This window comes from Bradyrhizobium sp. SRS-191, assembly GCF_024586915.1.
Lineage (GTDB): Bacteria > Pseudomonadota > Alphaproteobacteria > Rhizobiales > Xanthobacteraceae > Bradyrhizobium.
This window is the reverse complement of the sequence record NZ_JANBVS010000032.1, coordinates 17697-38302: the sequence shown is the minus strand read 5'-3', so window position 1 is coordinate 38302 and position 20606 is coordinate 17697. Positions and strand designations below refer to the sequence as shown.

Sequence of the window (20606 nt, the reverse complement as noted above, 5' to 3'; positions counted from 1 at the left end):
GCCCGCCGGCGTCCCGCCTCGGTTCCGTCGCCCCGCACCAAAGCCCATCGCTTCGCGCCGACCGTCGCCCCGCCCCAATCTTGGCCAATCCGGGTCCGCCGCAGGGCGAGACCTGCGGGTCGTGCATCGTTTCGTATCGACGTCGGCCAAACATGATCGCAATTGGGCCACCGCACCTCACAATTTGCGACATGAACTGTTTTTAACAATTCTAACAGAGTGAGTTCGGCAATCGAAGCGCCGTCTGCCTGCGCGCGTGTCGCGTGCGGGACGTGGCTCGTCGTGCCGGAGCAACGTCGGTTGGAAGCGAATTCATGAGTCTTGCGTTACCGGCGATCGGGATCGAGACGAGCGGCTCGATGGCCCGCTGGCGTCGAGGTCTGGCGATCTGGATCGATGCCGTCGAGGACGGTTGGGCGGTGCCGTTGCTGATCGCGAGCTTCGTCGCGATCTGGATGGTGTATTTCTCCATCGCCTATATCGACGGCGATCTGCATCAGGACGTGATCGAGACCTGGTCGCTCGGCCGCAGCTTCGACTGGGGCTCGACCAAGCATCCGCCATTGATGGGCTGGGCCGCGCGGGCCTGGACCATCGTGTTTCCGCTGACGAACTGGTCGTTCAACCTGCTGGCGCTGACCAATGCGGCAGTCGGATTGTGGGCGGTCGACCGCATCACGCGGCACTTCGCGCGCGGTGACAAGCGCATCATCGTGCTGCTGTTGCTGATGCTGCTGCCGATCTATCAGCTGCACGCGCAACGCTTCAACGCCAATGCGGTGCTGCTGTCGAGCTGGCCGCTCGCGACCTGGTGCTTCCTGCGCTCCTTTGAGACCCGTCGCGCCGGCTGGGCCGTCGCCGCAGGCCTGACCGCCGCGCTCGCCATGCTCGGCAAGTACTATTCGATCTTCCTGATCGCGAGCTTCGCGGTCGCCGCGCTGTGTCACCCCGAGCGAAAGCGCTATTTCACCTCGCAGGCGCCGTGGATCGCCGCGCTGACGGGGCTCGTCGCGCTGGCGCCGCACCTGGTCTGGCTGGCAACGACCGGCGCGCAGCCGTTCTCGCACGCGATCGAGCATCACACCGGCAAGACCAGTGCTGCCGCGCTGATCGAAGGCGGCGGCTTCCTGCTCGCGATGTCGGGGATCGCCGGCATCCCCGGCCTGATCTGGCTGGCCATGGCGCGGCCGCGTCCCGCCCGCGTGCTGAACGACGCACTCAGCCTTGCGCGGGGACTGCGTCTGCTGGCGGTGATCAGCATCGGCACCGTGGTCTTCCCGGCGCTGACCTCTGCGATCTTCGGCACCGACATGCCGCCGCTGTGGGGCCTGCAGGGTGTGTTCCTGTTCGTGGTGGTGATCGTGTGCGGCGCCAGCTACCAGGCTCCGCGGGAGCTGACGGTCAACCTCGCTGCCATCGCCATCGCCATCGCGGCGTTCGCGGCCGTCATCGTGGCGCCGTTGCATGCGCTGTACCGCAACTACGTCCCGCTGAATGAAGGCCGCAACTTCTATCAGCCGGCCGTAACCGAGCTCGACCGGCTCTGGCGGAACGCAACCGATAGCCCGCTCCGGGCGGTCGGCGGCGACGACGGCCTCGCTTTCGCGGCCGCGTTCTACGGCACCGATCATCCGCAATATGACATGGGCCTCGTGCATCCGCGTGAGCTGCAGCCCACCGGCGACGTGCGGCGCCCGGAGGGCTGGGCGGCGCTGTGCTACGACGCCGACATCTCGTGCGTTGCCGGCATGGAGGCCGCAGCCGCGCGGGCGGGACATTCGGTCCGCGTCGACTTCACGCTGCGAACCAATTTGTTCGGCTGGCAGGGCGCCAGCCAGGGCTTCGTCGCCCTGATCGTGCCGCCCGAGGCCAGCCCGCCGGCACCGACCACGCCGGGCGTCGCCGACGATCTCAGCGCGCGGCGGCGGCTGCCTTCGCAGGCGAACTGAATCCGCCAATTTCGGTTGTGCGCAGCGATGATCGCTGCGCTACGGCTTCGGCTCATGCACCGCGCCCGGCACGTGGTCGGCATGCGGCACGTCCTCGGCATCGCCGGATGAGACGATCAGCCTGCGGCCGAGCCGCGCGGACAGCGAGCCGACATCGTCCATCACCAGGAACATCGCCGGCACGAACAGCAACGACAGCACGGTGGAGAACACCAGGCCGCCGATCACCGCGAGCGCCATGGGCGAGCGGAATTCGCCGCCGGCGCCGACCGCGAGCGCACTCGGCATCATGCCGGCGACCATCGCGATGGTGGTCATCACGATCGGCCGCGCCCGCTTCATGCCGGCATCGATGATCGCCTCGTCGCGCCTGACGCCGGCATGGATCGCCTCGATCGCGAATTCGACCAGCATGATCGCGTTCTTGGTGACGATGCCCATCAGCATCATCATGCCGATATAGACGGGAATGGTCAGCTGCTTGCCGGTCAGCATCAGCGCGCCGATCGCGCCGCCGATCGACAGCGGCAGCGAGAACAGGATGGTGATCGGCTGCAGGAAGGTGCCGAACAGGAGCACCAGCACCGCATAGACGATCATCAGGCCGGCGGTTATCGCCGTGATGAATCCCGAGGCCAGCTCGTTCAGGCTCTCGGCATCGTCAGACGGGATCAGCTTGACGCTGGCCGGCATCGTCTTTCGCACCGGCAGATCGTCGATCAGCTTGGTCGCGTCGCCGAGCGCAGCCAATCCGACGAGATCGGCCGAGACGGTCGCCTGGCGGCCGCGATCGTAACGGCTGATGCTGGTCGGGCCCTGGTCGAGCTTGATGTCGGCGACCACAGCCAGCGGCACACCGCCCTTCTCGCCGAACTGGCCGAGCGGCACCCGCAGCTGCTCGAGGATCTTCACGTCGCTGCGCGCGGCATCTTCGAGCTGCACCCTGATCGGAACAAGGCGGCCGCCGACATCGTACTTGGCCAGCGCCGGCCCGACGTCACCGATGGTGGCGACGCGGATCGTCTGCGACAGGCTCTCCGTGGAGACGCCGAGCCGCGCGGCGAGATCGGCACGCGGCTGCACGCGCAATTCCGGCCGGTCGAGCGAGGTGTCGGACACCACGTTGGAGATGATCGAAATCCGCTTCATCTGCGACGCCAGCTCGCTGGCGACATTGTCGACCAGCTTGGGATCCGAGCCGGTCAGAACCAGCTTGATCGGGCGCAGGCCGTTCTCGTCGGTGAACCAGAAGCGGATGTCGGGGATCGTCTCGAGATCCTTGGAGATTGCGAGCTCCAGCTCCTTCTGGGTGATCTTGCGCTCGGTCTTCGGCGTGTAGTTGACGATCATGCCGGCGCGGCGGACCTCCATGGCGCCCTGCAGGCGGCCGCCATCGACGAACACGCTGCGCACCTCGGGCCGCTTGCGCAGCTGCGCTACGATGTCCTCGGTGACCTTCTCTGTGTAGGCGAGCTGCGCACCGGGCGGCAGCTCGATCGCGAGCAGCGACCGCGCCGCGTCCTGCGCCGGCAGGAAGCCTTTCGAGAGCAGCGTCGTGCTCCAGATCGACGCGGCGAAGATGCCTACGCCGAGCAGGATCGTGATGTAGTAGTGCTTCACCGACCAGGTCACGATGCGATGATACGCCCGCAGGATGAAGCCCGGCGGCGGATCGTCGTGGTCGTGATGCTTGAGGAAATACGCGGCCAGCATCGGCGTGACGAAGCGTGCCGCCAGCAGCGAGAAGAACACCTGCACCGAGACGGTGATGCCGAACTGCTTGAAGAACTGGCCGGCGATGCCGGACATGAAGCTCGCGGGCGCGAAGATCGCGATGATGGTCAGGCTGATCGCGATGACGGCCAGTCCGATCTCGTCGGCGGCATCGAGCGCCGCGCGGTAGGGCGACTTGCCCATCCGCATGTGGCGCACGATGTTCTCGATCTCGACGATGGCGTCGTCGACGAGGATGCCGGTCGACAGCGTGATCGCCAGGAATGACACCATGTTGAGCGAGAAGCCGAGGATGTCCATCGCCCAGAACGCGGGGAAGATCGACAGCGGCAGCGAGATTGCAGCGATGATCGTCGCGCGGAGATCACGCAGGAACAAGAGCACGATGATGACGGCGAGGATCGCGCCCTCGAACAAGGTCGAGATCGCGGCGTCGTAATTGCCCTTGGTGAACTCCACCGACGTATCGATCAGCTTCAGCTCGACATCGGGATGTGCGGCCTTGACCTGATCGATGCGTTTCTGCACGGCGGCCGCGACGACCACGTCGCTGGCGCCCTTGGCGCGCTTGATGCCGAGCGCCACCACCGGCTCGCCGTTGAAGCGCGCGAAGGTGCGGCGATCGGCGATGGTGTCGGTGACCGTGCCGAGATCGGCGAGCCGGACCTCGCCGCCGCCGAACAGCGGGATCATCGTGTTGGACAGCTCGTTCAGCGTCTTCGCGCCGGCCAGTGTGCGGATCGCCTGGTCGTTCTTGCCGATCTCGGCGCGGCCGCCGGCGACGTCGACATTGGTGCCGCGCAGGCTCTGGCTGACATTGACGGCCGTGAGGCCCATCGCCTGCAGACGATCGGGATCGAGCGAGACCAGGATCTCGCGCTCGACGCCACCGATGCGCTCGACCTGGCTGACGCCGCGCACGCCCTGCAGCTCACGCTTGACCACGTCGTCGACGAAGAACGACAGCTGCTCCGGCGTCTTGCCCGGCGAGATCGCGGCATAGGTGACGATCGGCAGGCCGATCTTGTCGACGCGCGAGATCAGGGGCTCGGTGACGTTCTGCGGCAGGTCGGAGCGCACCCGCGTCACGGCGTCCTTGACGTCGTTGATGGCGCGGTCGGTGTTGGTCTCCAGTGCGAAGGTGATGGTGGTGACCGACAGGCCGTCGGTGATCAGCGACTGGATGTGGCGGGCACCCTCGACGCCGGAGACGCCGTCCTCGATGATCTTGGTGACCTGCGATTCAAGCTCGGACGGCGCGGCGCCGAACTGCGCCACCGCGACCGAGATCACCGGGATGTCGGCGTTCGGCAGCCGCGTCACCGCGAGCTTGGTGAAGCTCATCCATCCCAGCACCAGCAGGATGATCGAGAAGAGGATCGAGGGCAGCGGGTTCCGGATCGACCATGCCGAGATATTCAGTGCCATCAGCGTACCCGCGTGCGATCGATGTCTTCGGCGAACATGGTCTTGATCTGGTCGCCGTCATGCAGCGAGCTGCCGGCGTCGGCCACGACGACCTCGCCCTCGGCCAGACCTTCGAGAATTTCGGTCGACGTATCGGACACCAGGCCGACCCGGACCCGGCGGGTCTCGACCACATCGCCCTTCACGACCTGGACGGTGAGATGGTCGATCGCCGTGTTGGGAATGGCGACACCGCAGCTGCGCCGGGCATCGATATTGGCGCGCGCGAACATGCCGGGCTTGAGCGTCGGAGTGCTGGACAGCGCGATACGGACGTGGCCGAGCTGCGTGGTGCGGTCGACCTGGGGCGACACCACCCGGACCCGGCCATTGAGATCAGGCGTGTTGTCGCGGCTGATCCGCGCGGGAACGCCCGGCGCGAGCTTCAGCAGATGGACGCTCGGCACCTCGGCATCGAGCTCGAGCTCGTTGTTGACGGCAATGCGGAACATCGGGCCGGCCTGCGGCGAGGCCGGCGCGCCGACGATGGTGCGGACCTCGGTGACCAGACCGGACGCGGGCGCCCGCAGCGATACCGGCCGTCCGGCCGCAGCCGCCGGTGCGCCCGGTTGCGGCGGCGGCGGGGTCAGCCGCGCGAGCTCCTGGTTCTCGGTGACGGTGTCGCCTTCCTTCACCAGGACGTCGGTGACGCGCGATCCCTCCTGGTCGGCGCCGACCACCGCCTCGCGGCGCGGCACGACGAAGCCGGTAACCCGGACGAGATCCGAGAAGCAGGCCTTGCCCGCCTTGGTGACGAGCACCTGGGCCTGCATGCGCGGCTCCTCGGCCGCCTCATGCGGGCGGTGCTCGTACCAGTAATAGCCCGCGAACAGGGCCACGAAGACGATCGCGGTGGCTGCGGTCTTGAGGGATTTCGGCAGCTTCATCGGCAGGCAGATCCGGTCGGCGCGAGGTGCGGTGTGACGATGGGGCGGATGTTCCGACGGAGACGGCGATGACCTGCCCGACAAGACGATGCGCCCCGCAGGCCTGCGAGACGCATCCGGTCAGTTCGATCTCCTGCCACGCGGCCCCCGACGGCGGTTGTGCAGAGGCGGAGCTACTTGGCCGCCGCCGTCTTGCTCTGCATGTTGACGACCTGCACGCGGCGGTTCACCTCGGCCAGCGGCTGGGCCGGATCCTTCAGCTTGCTCTTGCCGTAGCCCACGGTGACGAGGTCGCTGCCTGCGATGCCGAACTTGTCGACCAGATAGCGCTTGATCGCATCGGCGCGGCGCTCCGACAGGTCCTGATTATAGGCGTCCGCGCCCGCGGCATCGGTGTGGCCGGCGACGACGAAGGTCGATCCCTTCAGCTCGGGGCTGGTCAGCGCGCGGCCGAGCGCCTGCACCGAGGCCATCGACTTCTGGCTGATATTGGCCGAGTTGTAGTCGAAGGTGATCTCGAGATCGATGTTCGGCTTGGTCTGGGCGACCGCGGCGATCTCCTCGCGCTCCGCCGTCGACAGCGATCGCGTCGCGCGGCCCCGGATGCTCTGCAGGAACTTGTCCTGCGCCGGCGTGACCGCAGGCACAGCCTCCGCCGGCGGCGACATCGACAGGCCGCGGGTCAGCGGCTTCTTCGGACCGGCCAGCGCGCGGACGATCTGATCCTCGGTCACGTCCTCGGCCGCGAACGCCGTGGTGACGCTCAGCGTGGCCGCCGCGGTCAGCATCGCGGCAACCAGGAGGCCGGTCAGCCCGGCGGCCTTGCTCGGATTCGTGTTCGGTGCGGTCATTGCCAATCCCTCCTCGCGCGCAAACTCACGCGAACTCATGTCCCGCCTCATCGCGAACGCCCGCTCACGATGTCGGCTGTTCGCGTTTATGTCGGCCCGGCGCGCCCGATGGTTCGAGGCGGCCGGCTCGCTGCGCCAAAAATCAGCGGACGCCGTAGCTTTCGAACTCGCGGACGACGTTCGGATCGATCGCCTTGGCATTGGCGATGTCGAGTGCGCCCTCCTGCGCCGCGCCATTGCGCTGCTTGGCGAGGCCGCGCCCATACAGCGACGACGTCAGCCGCGGATTGACCTTCAGCGCGGCATCGAAATCGGCGATCGCATTCTTGACCGCGCCGCTCTTGAGATTGACCAGACCGCGGCTATCGAGCGCATCGACGAAATTCGGCCGCAGCCGCAGTGCCTCGTTGCAATCCCGCAGCGCCGGCTGCAGCTCGCCGACCACGGTGCGGGCCCAGCAGCGATTGTTCAGCGCCTCGACATCCTTCGGATTGATCCGGATGGTCTCGTCGAAGTCGCGGATCGCCTGCGCATAGGCGCCCTTGCTGGCATAGACTTGGCCGCGCTTGTACAGCGCTGCCGCGTCGTCCGGATTGGCTGCGATCTTGGCCGTCAGGCTCTTGATGGTCGGATCGTCAGCCAGCGGATCCGCCGGCCCATTGGCGGTGGGGGAATTGGCCGGCGCGGGCGTCGGCACGGGCGGCAGCGGCGTCGGGATCGGCGGCAGCGGCGGCGCCAGCTCCGTCTTTGGCGGCGGAGGTGGGGGTGGCGGTGGCGGCGCTGGTGTCGGCGACGGAGTTGGCGCCGACGTCGGTGTGGGCATCGGCGTGGGAGTCGGCTGCGGCAGCGGCGTGTTGTCCGCCGTGACGGTTGGACGCGCACCGCCGGTCCCCGGCACGAACGAGAAATCCTCCGCGAGCGACGACGAGATCCACGGCACCTGCTCGCTGCGCGAGGCGCGCGTCACGCCGACGCGTGTCCTGTTCAGCGTCTCCTCGGCGGTGAGGTCGGGAACACGGATCTCCTTCAACAGCTCCTGCACGAACAGGCTGCGGTCGCGGCCGGTGTCGGAGACGACTGTGGAGAGCGCGGCAGAGTACATGACCAGAGTACCGCTCGGCGCGATCACCGGCGCAAGTCCGGACGATGCGGTGCGGAAGCGGCGCTCATAGGGATTGCGGCGGGAGGCATCGAGCAGCGCGATCTTCACGCCGGCGCCGCGGCTGTTGATCTCCTGCAGCACCTGCTCGAGGCTGATGCCGTCGCGCCGCACATCGGCCTCCTGCCAGATCTGCGCATCGACCGGAATCATGTAGCTGGTGCGGCTCGACTGGATGCCGTAGCCGGAGAAGAACAAGAGCGCGACCGAGCCCGGCTTGATCTTGCCGTAAAGCCGATCGAGGCCGCGGCGCATCGCATCGCCAGTGGCATTCTCCAGCGTATCGACGGTGAAGCCGTCGCGCTTCAGCTCGTCGGTGAGGTCGCGCGCGTCGTTGACGGGTTCCTTCAACGGCGTTTCGGCATCGGGGTACTTCGCATTGCCGATGACGAGGGCGAAGCGGTCGCCGGCCGCGCGAGCGGGGCCAGACCACGCGACTGAGAACATCAAACCGAGCAGCAGCAGCAGGCGAAGCGTCATCACGATGGCGGTCCAGCGGTCCAGCAAACAGGCGCCGTCCAGCTTGCGCCGCGGCGAACATATCCCACGCGTCAGGCATTATCAAATCGCCGTGACGACACGTCAACCGCTTGCCGCAGTTGAAGAATCGCCAGAGCGGGCGGATGTCGCCGCCGTCCTTCGATCGCCACGCCGGAAACAGTGCCAGGGGAGCAGAGGGTCGGCGGTGAGCTGCCTCACACTGTGTCGGCGGGGGCCGCGATCCGGTTCGCTCCACGGCGATTGACCGCAGCGCGCGGCGATGGCTCGATATGGTCGGACCGCGAACAACGAGAACCGCTCATGGAGAATGCCGAGATCTACGCGCTGCGCTATGCGACGATGTCGCAGCGCACGCTGCACATGAACTTCCTGCAGCCCGATCCGCACGACACCGCGGCGCAGGACCTCGATTATTTCGTCTGGCTGATTCGCAGCGACGGCCGCGACATCCTGGTCGACACCGGCTTCAATGCCGCAGAGGCCGCGGCGCGCAGCCGCAAGCTGCGCTGCAACCCGGTCGACGCGCTCGACGCCTTCGGCGTCAAGGCGGCCGACATCCGCGACGTCATCGTCACGCATCTGCATTACGACCACGCCGGCAATCTCGACCGCTTCCCGAACGCGCGCTTCCATTTGCAGGAGCGCGAGATGGCCTATGCGACGGGACGCTGCATGTGCAACGGCCTGCTGCGGCATCCGTTCTCGGTCGAGCACGTCACCACCATGGTGCGCCACGTCTATGGTGAGCGCGTCACCTTCCACAATGGAGACGGCGAGATCGCGCCCGGGATCACCGTGCACCGGGTCGGCGGCCATTCCGACGGCCTGCAGGTGGTGCGCGTCGAAACCGCCCGCGGCCCGGTCGTGCTCGCTTCCGACGCCGCGCATTACTACGCCAATCTGCAGCGCAAGAGCCCGTTTCCGATCGTCTATAATATCGGCGACATGGCAAAGGGCTGGGACACCATCGAGCGCCTCGCGGGCCATCCGGATCGTTTCATTCCGGGGCATGATCCTCTGGTGACGGAGCTCTATCCGCGCGTCAGCGAGGCGGCGGATGCCTATGCGCTGCACGTGGCGCCGAAGCGGTCGTTTGCGAAATAGCGGCGCGTCTGAGTTCGAATCTCGATGAGCCCACAGCTGCTCATCACATCCTCGAACTTGTAGGGTGGGCAAAGGCGCGTTGCGCGCCATCGCAGCGGGCACATTCTTAAGCGCGCCGTGCCCACCATCGGCATCACGGATGTGAATGGTGGGCGCGGCGCGCGATATGTTTGCCGCTCAACTAACAGCATCGGGCGCGCCTTTTGAATGCGAGCAGCAAGCGCGTTGCTAGATACAGCGCCCTCTCCCCTTGCGGGAGAGGGCATGTTCGGCCGGTCCGCACACGCGGTTGGGTGAGGGGTCTCTCTCCGCGAACGACGCTCGTGGAGAGATACCCCTCACCCAAGTGAGTTTGTTGCTCTAGCGTGCATGCCCTCTCCCACAAGGGGAGAGGGCACATTCATGCGCACCGCACTGTATGCCGCACCGTTAGTAATTCACCCACCGCGTCGTCCCGGGCCAGTCACGATGCGCGATCGCGCGGCGTGGCACCGACCTAGGACCCATACTAAGCGGCGGTTGTGGGGAGCGGAATGCAACGGCGCGCCTGCCTCAAACTCTTCCCTGGGGTTATGGGTCCCGGCTCGAGGCCGGGACGACGGCGGAGGTTGGCGAGGCGGCTGGGCTCCGTTGAAGCGGTTTGGCTTCATTGAAGGGTGGTGGGCATCGCAGCAACAATCGCTGCGCTCACCGCAGCTCCACCACCGCCTTCTTCGACAGATGCTGGCCGAGGAAGGTCACGTCCCAATTGGTGAGGCGGACGCAGCCGTGGGATTCGGTCTTGCCGACCTTGGAGGGCTCGGCGGTGCCGTGGATGCCGTAGCCGTTGCCGATGGAGAGGCCGATCCAATAGGACCCGACGGGGTTGTTGGGGCCGGGCTTGATGTCGAACGGCTTGCGCGCCTTGACGCCCTTGAACTTGTAGTCGGGGTTGTAGCGGTAGTTCGGGTTGGCATCGATCGAATCGACCTTGAAGCTGCCGACCGGCGTCGGCTTGTCGTCGCTGCCGACGGTGGCGGGAAACACCGCGACCGGCTTGCCGTCCTTGTCGAAGGCCTGCACCGTCTCAGTCGTCTTGTCGATGTCGAGCCGGGTGATTTCCGGCACCTTCTCATCCGGCTTGATGACGTTGGCGACGGCGATCTCCTCGCCCTCCTTGTCGAAACTGCTCTTGGGATTGAGCGCCTTGAGCAGCGCCTCGCTCATGTGGAATTTTTCCGCCAGCGCCTCGCGCGGCGAGGTGTAGCCGATCCGCGGCAGGTCCTTCATGTCCTCCATGCGCTTCGGCAGCTTTTCGAGGAACGGCCCCTTCACATCGTTGCGGGTGATCTTGTAGGTGACGATCGCCGGGGCCTGATCGCCCTGGCGCAGCGCGTCCCACAGCTCCGGCGTCAGCTTCGATCCGCTCGGCTGCCCCTTGGCGCGGGCAAAGGCGGCGAGCGCGTTGCGGGCGTTGTCGCCGAAGCGGCCGTCGATCTCGCCCGGCGAAACATGGGCGCGGTCGAGCAGCACCTGGGCGCGGATCGCCACCGGGTCCATCTTCTCCTCGGCCGGCGGCCGCTTGCGCAGCTCGGCATTGTTGACCGCGTCTGCGGTCAGCTCCGCAGCACGCGCGGGCATCGCGAGCGCAACGAGGAGCAGGAGCGGTATCCAAGGCCGAAGCATGATTCGTGATCCTATCAGGCGGGAAACGGCATCAACGTGGCGGCCGGGGATAAGTTCGCACCCGATGAGCGCGGGCGCTGAACGTCGTCAGGGGCTGCCGCGACTATGCAAGGAGACGGGTCTGCTGGCCCGGCGGCCGCGCGTCTGCTATCTGCGCCCAGGGCCTGCTCGACGAATGGCGTTGCAAGGAATCGGTGTCGCATGGGGAAGTCCGGATTGGCTGTCACGGCATTTGGCATCTCGGTACTCGCCGTCATGGCGCTGGCGCAGGCGGCGGCCGCAGCTGACAACACCGATGCGCCGAAAGGGGCCGCGGTGAGCGTGCTCAAGGCCAGCAAGGCCTGCTTCGACAATACGGTCGAGGTGTCCGGCCTCGTGCTCGCCCGCGACGAGACCTCGGTCAGACCGGACCGTCCGGGGCTCAAGGTGGCGGAGGTGATGGTCGATGCCGGCGACACCGTCACCGCCGGACAGAATCTGGCGCGGCTGACGCCGCCCGAGGGCGGCGCGATCATGATCCAGGCGCCAGTCGCCGGCACCATCCTGACATCGACCGCCACGATCGGCGCCTTCGCCTCGGGCCGCGGCGAGGCGCTGTTCTCGATCATCGCCCGCAACGAATATGACCTGGTCGGCCTGGTGCCGTCAGCGCAGATCGGCAAGCTCGCGGTCAACCAGACGGCGCGGATCCGCATCGTCGGCGCCGGCGAGCTCGACGGCAAGATCCGCCGCGTCGCGCCGACCGTCGAGCCGAACAGCCAGCTCGGCCAGGCCTTCATCGGCATCACCGGCAATGCGAAGCTGCTGGCCAATTCGTTCGGCCGCGCGATCATCAAGATCGGCCAGAGCTGCGGCGTCGCGGTGCCGCTGACCGCCATTCTCTACGACGCCGATGGCACCGTCGTGCAGGTGGTGCGCGCCCAGCGCATCGAGACCAAGCGCGTCGAGATCGGCCTGATGGCCGGCGGCCAGGTCGAGATCAAGGACGGCCTCGCCGAAGGCGATGTCGTCGTCTCCCGGGCCGGCGCATTGCTGCGCGAAGGTGACCCGGTGCGGCCGGTGATGGCGAGCAATTGAGGGGAGCGGCAAGGACGGTGCGCTCCCTCTCCCCGTTCTTACGGGGAGAGGGTCGGGGTGAGGGGCAGCCACACGAGTGGTGCAGCGGTCCGCGCGCCCAATCACCTTGGAGCCATCGTGCCCGTCCGATGGAGTTCAGATCTGGATTGCGCTCGTGCCATGCCCCTCACCCGGATTGCTGCGCAATCCGACCTCTCCCCGCAAAGAGCGGGGAGAGGTTTGCACCGGCCCTGAACGGCTCGGGCGGTCGGCACCTCTCGGCGCTTGGCAGCGAGCAAGCCGCACGGCCTGCGCGCCACAACTAACAAGAGCGCGAGTCGAGATATTGCAGAGACGATGAGAGGGACTGCGTGGCCGCCGCTCAGCTGCCCGCGTTCGCCACGTCGGCGCTGAGGCGGACGTCCTCGACCAGCGAGGACGACACCATCGGCACCTGCTCGCCATCCGTGCTGCGGGCGATGGCGTTGCGGGTCTTGGTGAAGACGGCCTCCGCACTCGGGCTGCGGCCGATCTGGTTGAGCAGTTCGGAGACCAGCATGCTGTTGCTGCGATCCCGGGGATCGTCGAGCACCTTGCCCGGCGTCGCCGACGACAGGATCAGCGCGTTGGCGGGCGCGTTGATCGGGGCAAGGCCGTGCGAATAGGAACGGAAGCGGCGCTCATAGGGATTGCGGCGGGAGGCGTCGACCACGACCAGCTTGGCGCGGGCGCCCTGCTCGCGAACGGCGTCGAGCAGACCCTCGATGCTGGTGCCTTCGCGGCGCACGTCGGATTCGCGCCAGATCTTGGCGTCGACCGGGATCATGTAGCTCTCGCGTCCGGCCTGGATGGCGTAGCCGCCGAAGAACAGCATCACCACCGAGTCCGGCCTGATGCGCGAGGTCAGGCGCGCGACCGCGCGCGCCATGTCCTCCTTGGTCGCGTCCTCGACGACGTCGACGTCGAAGCCGTCGCGGCGCAGCGCGCCGGTGAGCGCGCGGGCATCGTTGATCGGCTGGGCGAGCGGCGCATTGGCGTCGGGATAATGCGCATTGCCGACGACGAGCGCCAGGCGCGCGCCGTTGCCGGTCGTGCCGGTGCTCTGCTCGGTCGCAGCCGCCTTGCCGCCGTCGGGCACGCGCTTGTTCAGGGCAGCGTGCGCGCCAAGCGCGAGCGACACCGTGCACAGAAGCGCGGCGGCGATCACGGCCGAACGGCGAGAGAGAGAAGTCTGCCCTGCGGTCATCACGTCAATCCTGGTCCGAGCCGATCCAGTCGGTCCAAAGGGTCGCACCCTTTGGTCGCGCCGGCGCCTCTGAGGTTTGAGGGGTTGCGAGACGATGTGTCGTCGAATTGCGCGCAATTTGCGGCGCCGCAACGAAGAAAGGCTTAACCCGATCACGCCACGAGGGCAACATCGGAACACCATTGACTTATCAAACACTTGGAAATTAAGGCGAATTTAACCATGGCGCTGATCTCCAAAGGACCCCGGCAGGACCGTCCGGCGGCCACATTGCCGCCAAATCCACAGCCGCTGCAGTGATGCCGGTCACGTTGTCTTTGGCCGCGCCGCATGTCAGTTTGAACGTCCGTTTCATCGGTGCATGCGCGTGACGAGCCGTTTGCCGGGCGTTTCGAGCAAGCACAGGCCGTCTGCCCCCGCCCCGAACCGCGAGTCCCGACGTTGAGTTTGCAATATTTCGCCGGAGCGGCCTGTCGCGCGCTCACGGCCCGGAAGGACGGCCCCTCGCTATACGAGGTCTGCGATCCCATCCTGCGCCAGCCCGGCAACGGCGACCCGCACCTGTCGAAATTCTACCGGACCGCGCTCGGCAATCCCGCGCTGCGGACCCTGCTGCGCCGCGCCGGCCTGCCGGAGTTGAACGATCCCGCCCGCCTCAATGCGCTGCGCGAGGCGCTGGTTCATGCCCGCGACAATCCGACGCCGGATTGGGAGGCGGCCGGCCGTCCGGTTGCCGAACTGGTCGACAGCGTGGCGTTGAGCCACCCTGCCCCGCCGCGCCGGACCGGCACCGTGACGATGCCGCCGGCCGGCGAGATCGACCGGGTGATCCGCGCCTGCGGCGCCGACCTGCTGGGCTCGTTCCGCCGCAACGGCTTCATCCCGACCTATGCCGCGTTCAACCTGATCGGCGATCCCGATATGACGGGGCGCGACGTGCTTTTGGCCCTGCAAGGGCTCGATGCGCGCGGTTACAAGAACTCGACCTTGCTGTTCAACCTCGCCCGCGTGTTCATCGCCCGCTCGCCGGCGGCCGCGGTGATCAACCCGCCCTGGCGCGGCATCGCCGAGCCGATGTGGGAGCCGGTCCAGATCCGGCATCGCTCGGCCTATTACGACGCGTTCTTCACCGAGGCGCTGCTGAGCTATCTGGAGACCGGGCTCGCCTCGTCCGAACAGACGAGCGCGGCGCGCGGCGCGGTATCGGCGATGGTCGAGTTCTGCCTCAAGACCAGCCGCGAGGAGGTGCGGGGCGCCGACGGCAACAGCTACAATGTCGTGACCGCGCTGGCGCCGCACCCGCATCCGCGGTTCTCGCGCTTCTTCACCCAGATCAAGCAGGACCTTGGCTTCGGCGTCTACGTGCCGGATTGCGACACCACGGCGTGCTCGTTCTCGGCGGCGACGCAGGCCGGCTCCGACGATCCGATCCTGGCCCAGCCGCTGGTCGATTTCTATGCGGGCTATCAGGTGCGGGCGGGAAGCAACGAGCCGCGCGTGACCGTGCCGATCAACGACAACATCGATTATGACGGCGGCGTCGCGACCTGGATCGACAGCATGGCCGGTGAGCGGCCGTACGGCAACGATCTCGATCCGACCTTGAATCTCGACGTGCTCGAGGTCTCGTTCCGCAACCTCGGGCGCTGGCAGATCCTGGAGACGCAGGCCCGGCTGGACTTCATCAGGCGCGTCATCGGCTTCCAGCTGCGGCTGGTCACGAGCGGCGCCTTCGCCGATCCGCGCTCGCACATCTATTATCTGCCGGAGCTGTACTGCGCCTATTTCGGCCGCTGCTACCACGCCTTCATGGCGCTGCCACCGGCCGCGCGCCAGGCGATCGATCCGGACGGCGCTTTCGAGCTCATACGGCTGCGCGTGCTCGCTTATGTCGAGGACGAACTGGTCGGCCGCGAGATGAACCCGTTCGACGCCGCGCTGGCGCTGATCGCGCTCGGCCATCTCGGCGGCAACCCAGCGAGCTTCGCGCCGGCGGCGCATTGCATCGTGACGAGCTTCGGCGAAGGCGGCCGGCGGCATCCTTATCGCGCCTATGAGTGGAACAAGATGAAGACCCCGACCCGGATCCTCGTCGGCGGCCCCGAGGTGACGTCGGCGTTCGTGCTGATGGGGCTGGCGCTGGCGCGGCGCGTGGTGGTGCGGTGAGGCGAGCCTGCAGCCACAACGGCGGTCGGCTCCCCTCCCCCTTGCGGGGAGGGGTCGGGGGTGGGGGTCCACGAGTCCCGCTTTCAATGAGATGCGTGGTCCTGCTGAGCGCGCGACCGTCGAATCGGGGCCGTTAGGAAGCTCGTTAAATTTCGTATACGGCAGAGCTCCGCGCCCGCGGACCCCACCCCGGCCCCCTCCCCGCAAGGGGGAGGGGAGCACACCGTCGTCGCGACGACAGCTCCCCCTCGAACTTTAAATGTAGATCCAGCCTCAGCCCCGCATCGCGCGAAGTTGAGCAAATCAGGCAATCACGGCGCTGGAACCGGGAGCCGATCCACAGCACAATTGCTGGCATTGCCCATCCCAAGGACGACCGCGCCCGTTCATGCCCATGAAACCCGCTCTCCTCGCGCTGCTCCTGCTGCTGCCGTCCGTTGCATCCGCCGCCGACATCACCGGGGTCGCCAAGGTCCGCGAGGCGGACAACGTGCTGATCGGCACCACCCGCATCCGGCTCGGCGGCATCGACGCGCCGTCGGTCGACCAGCTCTGTCTCAACCCGCACGGCGAACGCTGGACCTGCGGCGTGGCGGCGCGGGACGAACTGATCAAGCATGCCGACGGCAAGAGCTGGGTGTGTCACCCCCGGTCGATCGACCGCCGCGGCCGCCAGGTGGCGCGCTGCGACGTCGACGGCGAGGATATCCAGAAATGGCTGGTGCGTAGCGGCTGGGCGCTGGCCTACCGCACCGTGTCGCACGACTACGAGCCGGACGAGGCCGAGGCGCGCGCGGCCAAGGCCGGCATGTGGCAGGGCGCGTTCATCGCGCCGTGGGATTGGCGGGTGCGCAACAAGAAGACCACCATCCTCGGCGCGACCAAGCCGCCGGAGGGCGCCAAGGCCATCCTGCTTGCGTCGGCATCGGGTCCGGTGGCGCCCTCGCCCGACTGCACCATCAAGGGCAACGTCAACGGCGCCGGCGAGTGCATCTATCATACGCCCACCAGCCGCTGGTACGCGCAGATCAAGATGCACGTCGCCAAGGGCACGCGCTGGTTCTGCTCGGTCGAGGAGGCCGAGGCCGCCGGCTGCCGCGAGACCCGGCGCTAGGCGAGGCGCACCGGCCGGGCGCACTGGCCGGCCGGGGCATGCCAGCCCCCCGGCTTCCCCGGCTTTTCATTCGCAGCCGCGCCACGTAAAACCAGCTTGAAACGATCTTGGGCCCGCCGCGTGCGAGGGCCCGTCACACCCCAATCGCAAGACCGCATCGCCCAAATCACATTGCCAAGGACACTGACAATGACCGTTCGCGCGGGCCGGGAGTTTCTGGCCATCCCGGGACCCACCACGATGCCCGACGAGGTGCTGCAGGCCATGCACCGCCCGGCACTCGACATCTACTCCAAGCAGATGGTCGAGCTGACCGACGGCATCCTGTCCGACCTGGGCCGGCTGTTCGCCACCAAGGGCAAGACCTACATCTACATCGCCAACGGCCATGGCGCCTGGGAGGCCGTGCTCTCCAACGTGCTGTCGCGCGGCGACAAGGTGCTGGTGCTCGAAAGCGGCCGCTTCGCGATCGGCTGGGGCCATGCGGCCAAGGCGATGGGCGCCGAGGTCGAGGTGCTCCGCGGCGATTGGCGCCGCGCGGTGCGCCCGGCGGAGGTCGAGGCGCGGCTGCGCGCCGACAAGGAGCACACCATCAAGGCGATCGTGGTTGCGCAGATCGACACCGCCTCGGGCGTCGTCAACGACGTCGAGGCAATCGGCCGCGCCGTCAAGGCCTCGGGCCACCCGGCCCTCTACATGGTCGACACCGTCGCTTCGCTCGGCTGCATGCCGTTCGAGATGGATGCCTGGCACATCGACGTCGCGATGTCCGGCTCGCAGAAGGGCCTGATGACGCCGCCCGGCCTCGGCTTCGTCGCGGCCAATGACCGTGCACTGGAGGCGCACAAGCGCGCCAACATGCGCACGCCCTATTGGGACTGGAGCGAGCGCGAGGGCACCGAGCACTATCGCAAATATGGCGGCACGGCCCCCGTGCATCTGTTGTTCGCGCTGCGCCAGGCGATGGACATGCTGTTCGCCGAAGGGCTGCCGCATGCGTTCCGCCGGCACCAGCTGCTCGGCGAGGCCGTACGTCGCGCGGTTGCGAAGTGGAGCGAAGGGCAGGTGATAGGCTTCAACATCGAAGAGCCGACCGAGCGCTCCAACACCGTGACCACGGTGCTCGTGGGCGGCGGCTATGATCCCGCGGTGTTGCAGACCTATTGCAAGGAGCAGTGCGGCGTCGTGCTCGGCACCGGCATCGGCGATCTCAGCGGCAAGGCGTTCCGCATCGCCCATATGGGTCATGTCAACGCGCCGATGGTGCTCGGCACGCTCGGCGTGATCGAAATGGCGCTGGTGGCGTTGAAGATCCCGCATGGCCGCGGCGGCCTCGACGCCGCGATCCAATGGCTCGGCGAAAGCGTGACCCCGTAAAGGACGACATGACCGATAGCAGCACCAAGGCGCCGGTGGCGCCGCGCCGCCCGTATTCTTTCACCCGTCACGGCATCACCGTCCAGGACGATTATGCCTGGCTGAAGGATGCGCGCTGGCAGGAGGTGCTGCACGATCCGTCGCTGCTCGACGCTGATATCCGCGCGTACCTGGAGGCCGAGAACGGGTATGCCGAGTCCGTGCTCGGCCACACCGCGCCGCTGCAGAAAAAGATCGTCGCGGAGATGCGCGGCCGCATCAAGGAGGACGACTCCTCGGTGCCGTCGCCCGACGGTCCCTATGCTTACTTCCGCAAGTACCGCGAGGGCGGCCAGCACGAACTGTTCTGCCGCACTCCGCGCCACGGCGGCGCGGAGACCATCGGGCTCGACGGCGATGCGCTGGCGCGCGGCCATGACTACTTCAAGTTCGGCGGCAGCCGGCATTCGCACGACCACAAGCTCGTGGCGTGGAGCGCCGACACCAAGGGCTCGGAATATTTCACCATCCGCGTGCGCGACTGGGATGGCGGCGATGATCTTGCCGATCTTGTCGAGGAGACCGACGGCGGCGTGGTGTGGTCGCGCGACTGCAAGAGCTTCTTCTACGTCAAGCTCGACGACAATCACCGCCCGATGCAGGTGTGGCGGCACAAGCTCGGCACCAAGCAGGCCGACGACGTGCTGGTGTATGAGGAGAAAGACACCGGCTGGTTCACGCATGTGCACGAGTCGACCTCGGGCCGGTTCTGCGTCATCGCCGGCGGCGATCACGAGACGTCGGAACAACGGCTGATCGACCTCGATCATCCCGAGACGCCGCCGCGTCTCGTCGCCGCGCGCGAGAACGGCGTGCAATATTCGATCGCCGATCGCGGCAACGAGCTGTTCATCCTCACCAATGCCGATGGCGCGATCGACTTCAAGATCGTCACGGTGCCGCTGGCCTCGCCGGAGCGCGCCAACTGGCGCGACCTCATCCCGCATCGCGCCGGCATCTACGTGCTCGATCACGATCTGTATTCAGGCCACCTGGTGCGGCTGGAGCGCGCCAATGCGCTGCCGTCGATCGTGATCCGCGATCTCACGTCAGGCGAGGAACACGCAATCGCGTTCGACGAGGGCGCCTATTCGCTGGACGCGATGGGCTCCTACGAGTTCGACACGACGAACCTGCGCTTTGCCTATTCGTCGATGACGACACCGTCGGAAGTCTATGACTACGACATGGTGACGCGCGCAAAGACCCTGCGCAAGCGCCAGGAAATCCCCTCCGGGCACAATCCGGCCGACTACGTCACGACGCGCATCATGGCCAAGGCCGATGACGGCGCCGAGGTGCCGGTGTCGCTGCTGCACCGAAGGGATTTCAAGGCCGACGGCGCGGCGCCGCTGCTGCTCTATGGCTACGGATCCTACGGCCACGCGATGCCGGCGTCGTTCTCCGCCAACCGGCTGTCGCTGGTCGATCGCGGCTTCGTCTACGCCATCGCGCATATCCGCGGCGGCACCGACAAGGGCTGGGGCTGGTATCTCGACGGCAAGCGCGAGAAGAAGACCAACAGTTTCGATGATTTCGCGGCCTGCGCGCGGGCGCTGATCGCGGCGAACTACACCAGCGCAAAACGCATCGTCGGCCATGGCGGCAGCGCCGGCGGCATGCTGATGGGCGCGGTCGCCAACCGCTCCGGCGAGTTGTTCGCCGGCATCGTCGCCGAGGTGCCGTTCGTCGATGTGCTCAACACCATGCTCGACGACACCCTGCCGCTGACGCCACCGGAATGGCCGGAATGGGGCAACCCGATCGAGAGCGAAAAAGATTTCCGCACCATCCTGTCCTACTCGCCGTACGACAACGTCGCCGCGAAGGACTATCCCGCGATCCTGGCGATGGCCGGCCTCACCGACCCGCGCGTCACCTATTGGGAGCCGGCGAAGTGGATCGCGCGGCTGCGCGCGACCATGACGGGTGGTGGGCCTGTCGTGCTCCGTACCAACATGGGCGCCGGCCACGGCGGCGCCTCCGGCCGCTTCAACCGGCTCGATGAAATCGCGATCGTGTATGCGTTTGCACTGTGGGCCGTGGGGTTAGCCGATCGGACGGCGTGAGCGCTGACGGCCGCAGTGAGATGTGTGCCGGGATCGAGCTTCACCACCGGTGTCGTCCCGGCCTTGAGCCGGGACCCATAGCCCCCACTGTCCGCTTTTTGAGAACGCTGGAGCTACGTCCTTCGCAATCACACCGCCCTGTGGTTATGGGTCCCGGCTCAAGGCCGGGACGACAGCGGAGTGCGTGGCTGGATCTCGCCTCGCTAGCGGCCTTGGGCTCAA

13 protein-coding genes are annotated in these 20606 nt (G+C 67.0%); 7 read left to right on the top strand and 6 right to left on the bottom strand.

All coding sequences use genetic code 11. The features are described 5' to 3' along the window. Positions 1–314: 314 nt before the first annotated feature. Positions 315–1949 (top strand): glycosyltransferase family 39 protein, encoded by a 1635-nt coding sequence (locus NLR35_RS32950; protein WP_257170719.1) that lies wholly within the window; start codon positions 315–317, stop codon positions 1947–1949. 39 nt (positions 1950–1988) lie between these two features. On the opposite strand, the gene NLR35_RS32945 is transcribed toward NLR35_RS32950, so the two are convergent. The 4 genes from NLR35_RS32945 to NLR35_RS32930 all read right to left on the bottom strand — a co-directional run bounded on the left by NLR35_RS32945 (position 1989) and on the right by NLR35_RS32930 (position 8527). Further along, on the bottom strand, positions 1989–5111 hold the full coding sequence (locus tag NLR35_RS32945) for an efflux RND transporter permease subunit (protein WP_257170718.1): 3123 nt from the start codon (positions 5109–5111) through the stop codon (positions 1989–1991). After that, positions 5111–6037 carry an efflux RND transporter periplasmic adaptor subunit gene (locus NLR35_RS32940; RefSeq protein WP_257170716.1) on the bottom strand — a complete coding sequence of 309 codons (927 nt, stop codon included), beginning with the start codon at positions 6035–6037 and terminating at the stop codon, positions 5111–5113. The genes NLR35_RS32945 and NLR35_RS32940 overlap by 1 nt, the downstream gene beginning before the upstream one ends. A gap of 173 nt (positions 6038–6210) precedes the next feature. Continuing rightward, positions 6211–6888 (bottom strand): OmpA family protein, encoded by a 678-nt coding sequence (locus NLR35_RS32935; protein ID WP_257170715.1) that lies wholly within the window; start codon positions 6886–6888, stop codon positions 6211–6213. 142 nt (positions 6889–7030) lie between these two features. Then, positions 7031–8527 (bottom strand): caspase family protein, encoded by a 1497-nt coding sequence (locus NLR35_RS32930; RefSeq protein ID WP_257170723.1) that lies wholly within the window; start codon positions 8525–8527, stop codon positions 7031–7033. Between the two features lie 321 nt (positions 8528–8848). Between NLR35_RS32930 and NLR35_RS32925 the strand changes: the two genes are divergently transcribed. Beyond that, the gene (locus NLR35_RS32925) at positions 8849–9652 is read left to right on the top strand and encodes an N-acyl homoserine lactonase family protein (RefSeq protein WP_257170714.1); all 804 of its coding nucleotides are present in this window, start codon (positions 8849–8851) and stop codon (positions 9650–9652) included. 687 nt (positions 9653–10339) lie between these two features. Here the strand turns inward: NLR35_RS32925 and NLR35_RS32920 are convergent. Continuing rightward, on the bottom strand, positions 10340–11317 hold the full coding sequence (locus NLR35_RS32920) for a L,D-transpeptidase family protein (protein WP_257170713.1): 978 nt from the start codon (positions 11315–11317) through the stop codon (positions 10340–10342). 201 nt (positions 11318–11518) lie between these two features. Here NLR35_RS32920 and NLR35_RS32915 point away from each other — a divergent pair, with 201 nt between their 5' ends. Further along, on the top strand, positions 11519–12394 hold the full coding sequence (locus tag NLR35_RS32915; RefSeq protein ID WP_257170712.1) for an efflux RND transporter periplasmic adaptor subunit: 876 nt from the start codon (positions 11519–11521) through the stop codon (positions 12392–12394). A gap of 361 nt (positions 12395–12755) precedes the next feature. On the opposite strand, the gene NLR35_RS32910 is transcribed toward NLR35_RS32915, so the two are convergent. Next, on the bottom strand, positions 12756–13619 hold the full coding sequence (locus NLR35_RS32910; RefSeq protein WP_257170711.1) for a caspase family protein: 864 nt from the start codon (positions 13617–13619) through the stop codon (positions 12756–12758). A gap of 441 nt (positions 13620–14060) precedes the next feature. On the opposite strand from NLR35_RS32910, the gene NLR35_RS32905 reads away from it, so the two are divergent. From NLR35_RS32905 to NLR35_RS32890, 4 genes are all read left to right on the top strand, one after another. Beyond that, positions 14061–15785 carry a hypothetical protein gene (locus tag NLR35_RS32905; RefSeq protein ID WP_257170710.1) on the top strand — a complete coding sequence of 575 codons (1725 nt, stop codon included), beginning with the start codon at positions 14061–14063 and terminating at the stop codon, positions 15783–15785. A 388-nt stretch (positions 15786–16173) separates the two neighbouring features. Then, positions 16174–16899 carry a thermonuclease family protein gene (locus NLR35_RS32900; protein ID WP_257170709.1) on the top strand — a complete coding sequence of 242 codons (726 nt, stop codon included), beginning with the start codon at positions 16174–16176 and terminating at the stop codon, positions 16897–16899. 189 nt (positions 16900–17088) lie between these two features. Beyond that, on the top strand, positions 17089–18276 hold the full coding sequence (locus NLR35_RS32895) for an alanine--glyoxylate aminotransferase family protein (RefSeq protein ID WP_257170708.1): 1188 nt from the start codon (positions 17089–17091) through the stop codon (positions 18274–18276). 8 nt (positions 18277–18284) lie between these two features. Then, positions 18285–20384: a S9 family peptidase gene (locus NLR35_RS32890; RefSeq protein WP_257170707.1), complete on the top strand. Its 2100-nt coding sequence runs from the start codon at positions 18285–18287 to the stop codon at positions 20382–20384. Positions 20385–20606 lie beyond the last annotated feature (222 nt).

Excerpts from the sequence above, each read along its gene's own strand:
- NLR35_RS32950 (WP_257170719.1), top strand. The coding sequence starts at position 315 with ATGAGTCTTGCGTTACCGGCGATCGGGATCGAGACGAGCGGCTCGATG.
- NLR35_RS32935 (WP_257170715.1), bottom strand. The coding sequence starts at position 6,888 with ATGACCGCACCGAACACGAATCCGAGCAAGGCCGCCGGGCTGACCGGC.
- NLR35_RS32895 (WP_257170708.1), top strand. The coding sequence starts at position 17,089 with ATGACCGTTCGCGCGGGCCGGGAGTTTCTGGCCATCCCGGGACCCACC.
- NLR35_RS32890 (WP_257170707.1), top strand. The coding sequence starts at position 18,285 with ATGACCGATAGCAGCACCAAGGCGCCGGTGGCGCCGCGCCGCCCGTAT.
- NLR35_RS32915 (WP_257170712.1), top strand. The coding sequence starts at position 11,519 with ATGGGGAAGTCCGGATTGGCTGTCACGGCATTTGGCATCTCGGTACTC.
- NLR35_RS32910 (WP_257170711.1), bottom strand. The coding sequence starts at position 13,619 with ATGACCGCAGGGCAGACTTCTCTCTCTCGCCGTTCGGCCGTGATCGCC.
- NLR35_RS32900 (WP_257170709.1), top strand. The coding sequence starts at position 16,174 with ATGCCCATGAAACCCGCTCTCCTCGCGCTGCTCCTGCTGCTGCCGTCC.
- NLR35_RS32940 (WP_257170716.1), bottom strand. The coding sequence starts at position 6,037 with ATGAAGCTGCCGAAATCCCTCAAGACCGCAGCCACCGCGATCGTCTTC.
- NLR35_RS32925 (WP_257170714.1), top strand. The coding sequence starts at position 8,849 with ATGGAGAATGCCGAGATCTACGCGCTGCGCTATGCGACGATGTCGCAG.
- NLR35_RS32945 (WP_257170718.1), bottom strand. The coding sequence starts at position 5,111 with ATGGCACTGAATATCTCGGCATGGTCGATCCGGAACCCGCTGCCCTCG.
- NLR35_RS32920 (WP_257170713.1), bottom strand. The coding sequence starts at position 11,317 with ATGCTTCGGCCTTGGATACCGCTCCTGCTCCTCGTTGCGCTCGCGATG.
- NLR35_RS32930 (WP_257170723.1), bottom strand. The coding sequence starts at position 8,527 with ATGACGCTTCGCCTGCTGCTGCTGCTCGGTTTGATGTTCTCAGTCGCG.